Source organism: Bartonella sp. AC535YNZD (genome assembly GCF_042196625.1).
Lineage (GTDB): Bacteria > Pseudomonadota > Alphaproteobacteria > Rhizobiales > Rhizobiaceae > Bartonella.
Genome location: NZ_JBHIQP010000042.1, coordinates 1 through 2,545, shown reverse-complemented (window position 1 = coordinate 2,545; position 2,545 = coordinate 1). Strand labels below are relative to the sequence as shown.

The following is a 2,545-nucleotide window of genomic DNA, read 5'->3' as shown; positions in this document are numbered from 1 at the left end:
GTTGACATCTCAAGTGAGAAGAAACCAACAATACCCCCTTCATTGGCTTGGCTGTTATCACGCTTACAAGCATTAGCAATATTAAAAGCAATATTGGTAGCAAGTGATGTTTTACCCATCCCAGGGCGTCCAGCTATGATAATCAAATCGGATGGTTGTAGCCCTCCCATTTTTTCATCAAGGGTTTTGATATGGGTAGCTATCCCTGAGAGCTGTGAGGAACGCTTTTTCGCAGCGCTTGCCATGTTAAGTGCTTTTGCAATGGCTGTATCAAAATTTTCAAACCCACCTCCATATTTTCCTTTTTCGGCTAACTCAAATAATTGATTTTCAATCGTTTCAATTTGTTGGGAAGGTGTGAACTCCAGAGGCGCATCAAAAGCTGTATTGGCAACTTCATTGCCAAGATTAATCAAAGACCGGCGGATAAAAAGATCGTAAATGACACGTCCATAATCTTCAGCGTTAATAATAGTGACTGCCTCTGTGGCTAAGCGAACAACATACTGGTATACAGTAATATCTCCAATTTTTTCTTCCATTTGGATATAGGGCTTAATTGTAATGGGGTTTGCAAGATGGCCCTTTTGAATAATTTGTAAGACAATCTCAAAGATCTTTTGATGTAGCGTTTCAAAAAAATGTTCTGCTTTGAGAAAGTCTGAAACGCGATCGAGTGCATTATTATTAATCAGGATTGCTCCAAGTAATGCCTGTTCCGCTTCAATATTATGGGGAAGTTGACGAAAAGAAGAAGCAAAATTATCTCTTGGATTTTCTGTTTTTAGCATGTTCAATGTTCTCATTGCTTTCTTTTCCCTTGTTTGGTGCCTCAAGTGTGATTTCTGTTGTGTATCCGCTTTGTTTTTCATAACGATGTGTGACGGTAGCGGCTTTCCATGGTCCATTGATTTGCCCACGAAACCCTTGAAGGATGAGAGGTTGATCCGCCATGATTTCAGGGCGTCCCTCAAGAGACAAAGAACCACTGCCTACAGCACGACATAAGCGATCCGACTCGGAAGCGGCGGCAGATAAAGCTTCCTCTTGACATGGATAACAACTGCGAAGACGCCGCACAGGCCCGCTAAACCCTGTCTGATGCTTGACTTGGCATTGTTGCCCTGTTGAGCGATCAAAATAAGAAGCTTCAATGATGCCGTATTGCGTGCGTGGCTCTAACGTGAATTCCCAGTTAGAACAGTCGTGCTTATGAAGTTCAAGTGCTGGTAAATTATCCCCGCTTAAAAATAAAAACTTATGGTCTTTGATTAAAAAACGCGCCTGCATGCGGTCCGCAAGACGGGTTAAAAAATCAACCGCCGATTGATCTGTACGAATCACATAAGAAAGAGTTTGTTTGATAAATTGTGGACTCACCTTTGCTTGATAGCCATGGCGTTTGGCGAGTGTCTCAACAATCTCACCAACAGTTTTGTGATCAAAATGTTCACTCGCTTGTTCTTTGAGTTCTTTACGCATCGAGGCGCTTTTGCCACAAAGGCGCAAAATCTCTCCATCACTGCCCCCAATACTCACCACCGACTCAACAACAAAACGCCCCATAAAGGCACTGATGCTGTTCTCATAGCCAAAAATCACTTGCAGAGTGCTGTTGCTTGAGGGAACCTCTAAATCATTACCACTATCATCAAACTCTGCTTCAAATGTATCGGCTTCATTGCCGGCATGGTCCGTAATGGTTGCGGTTAAAAGACGCTGGTAAAAAACCTCATGAACAAGCTTATCCCCCACCCTCACCTCAATAAAAGGATGCGTGCGCATTAATCCCATAACCGCTTCACCACGCTGTTCTTTTCTTGGCTAACAAACTCAGGCAGAATGACCTTTAAGCCCCGTGGCAACAAAGAACCATACCCTGCAATACCTGGATTGGCTTCCAGTGTGGCTTCTAAATAGCCATTTAGTCCCCCAACTTGAGAACGGTCCCCTAACACAGCCATGGCATGGTGAAAGCAGATCAGATCGAGACTCATATCTTCTAGCTCTACCACGAAGTGCTTTTCTGGTATCTTCATGGCGTTTCTCCTCCTTGGGAATATTGACCATATCCCTCTTGGTATTGTCCCACCTGATATTGACCTTGCGGTTTTCCTCCATCGAAAAACGGTAACAAGCTAATGGCATAGCGAATGCGCCCCGATTGACCAGAGCGACTAATATAGTCGTGATCTTTCGTGACACTGGTGATTACCACAGATCCATGGAGAATGGCGCTATAGCCATTGTCACTCATCCAACGGATCATCTGAACGGGCTTGGCAGCACGAATGGTTCTGGTGATAGCATCTATCGCTACCCGGTCCCCAAACTCTTCTGGAAACAACACCCCATGGATGGTTTTGGCATCATTGCCATAACCGGTAAATTGCAAACCTGGAGCCTCACCAAAACGCTCTAGGCAAACCCATGAAGCAGAAAACTCTTCCTCAAAGGATTGGAAATTCAGCCAGTCCACATAAAAAAGATGTGGTCCTAACATCAGCAAAGGATCTCTCATAGACGCCCTCCCCTTGATTGTATC

At 44.2% G+C, this 2,545-nt stretch carries 4 protein-coding genes; all 4 read right to left on the bottom strand.

The features are described 5' to 3' along the window. A partial coding sequence (locus ACFIM8_RS08965) for a DnaB-like helicase N-terminal domain-containing protein (protein ID WP_375614817.1) occupies positions 1–806 on the bottom strand: 806 nt, incomplete at its 3' end. Continuing rightward, complete coding sequence (locus tag ACFIM8_RS08960) at positions 763–1,785, bottom strand: phage late control D family protein (protein WP_375614818.1); 1,023 nt, start codon at positions 1,783–1,785, stop codon at positions 763–765. The genes ACFIM8_RS08960 and ACFIM8_RS08965, both read right to left, overlap by 44 nt. Next, positions 1,785–2,039 (bottom strand): tail protein X, encoded by a 255-nt coding sequence (locus tag ACFIM8_RS08955; protein WP_375614816.1) that lies wholly within the window; start codon positions 2,037–2,039, stop codon positions 1,785–1,787. Before ACFIM8_RS08955 ends, ACFIM8_RS08960 begins: the two co-directional genes overlap by 1 nt. Further along, complete coding sequence (locus tag ACFIM8_RS08950) at positions 2,036–2,521, bottom strand: phage tail protein (RefSeq protein ID WP_375614256.1); 486 nt, start codon at positions 2,519–2,521, stop codon at positions 2,036–2,038. The genes ACFIM8_RS08955 and ACFIM8_RS08950 overlap by 4 nt, the downstream gene beginning before the upstream one ends. Between the last annotated feature and the right edge of the window lie 24 nt (positions 2,522–2,545).